The sequence below is a fragment of the Solilutibacter pythonis genome, from assembly GCF_003697345.1.
Classification (GTDB): domain Bacteria; phylum Pseudomonadota; class Gammaproteobacteria; order Xanthomonadales; family Xanthomonadaceae; genus Solilutibacter; species Solilutibacter pythonis.
Map to the genome: position 1 here is coordinate 1 of NZ_RFLY01000058.1, position 1077 is coordinate 1077.

At 68.1% G+C, this 1077-nt stretch carries 1 protein-coding gene; it reads right to left on the reverse strand.

Annotated elements, in window-relative coordinates; all coding sequences use genetic code 11:
- Positions 1-1077, reverse strand: a 1077-nt coding sequence (locus EBB59_RS13980; protein ID WP_342769046.1) for an XVIPCD domain-containing protein, incomplete at both ends; no start/stop codon positions are given.

The following is a 1077-nucleotide window of genomic DNA, read 5'->3' on the forward strand; positions in this document are numbered from 1 at the left end:
TCGTGGATGCCGCTTCGCTTGGCTTCCAGCAACGCCTGCGCGACCACTGCGTCGCCAACGTGGGCGGGCGTTTGGCCGCGCAGTGCGCTGAACATCGCCCGGTCGTCGGGGGGCAGCATCCGCAAGCTGAATTCGTGGGTTTCGGTACGTTCGGCCGGCGGTTGTGTCGAGACGTAGTGCGCCGACTTCGCCGCCAGCCAGCGCGCCCCCGAGGTTTCCACCGGGATCGATGTGGCCTCAGCCGCGGGCAGGCCGAAGCGCCTGCCTTCGTCCTCGGCGTAGTGGCGCTCGATGGCGTGAATCCGGCCGTCCTTGTCCATCTCCACCCGGGTGATGCCCTGCCTGCGCTCGGCGGCTTCCGCGGCGAGGCGGGCGGCCAGCCATTCGGTATGCGGGCCGGGGGCGATGCCTTGTTCGGCCTCCATGCGTCGCACGGCTTTCAGGGTGTGGATGTAGGCGTCGTGGCCGGGGTGGTCGGGTTGGCGGATGTCCGAGCCATGCTTCAGCGCCGGGGCGAAGCCGGGCGGCAGCGGCGGATGGGCGGGGGCGGATTCGGCTTGCTGGGTAGCTTGCCGAGCATCCGGCGGCTGGGCGTCCGGCGGCGGCTCGTTCTGCGCCAGGGTCTTGGGGCTGGGCAACAACTGGCGGTGCGGGTCGTCGGCGTGGAACTGATTCGACTTCTGCTGGCGTTCGAGGCGGAGTTGGCGGGTGTCGTCCAGCTTTTGGATGTCCTCCCGGTCGAGTATCGGGAAGGCGCTGAGCCGGGGAATCGTTCTGATCCTCAGCCAGATGTCCAGGCCGTTGACGTGCAGAGCGCTGTCGGCCTTGTTGCCGATGTGGTCGGGATTTTTCCCATCCAGCGATACCGCCGCCACCGCGCTGGCGTAGCCGAGGCCCATGAAATAAGCATTGCCAGGCGCGCCCGGCAGGTAACGCTGGATGTCACTCAGCGTGCTATTGGCCCGGTGCAGGCCCAATGCCGAGTTGTCCAGCATGTTCGACCAGATGCGCTCGGCGGCTTGTTCCCCGTCCTGGCGACGGGCGGCTTCGAGTAGTTGGCGCGGGGTCCAGGCGTTG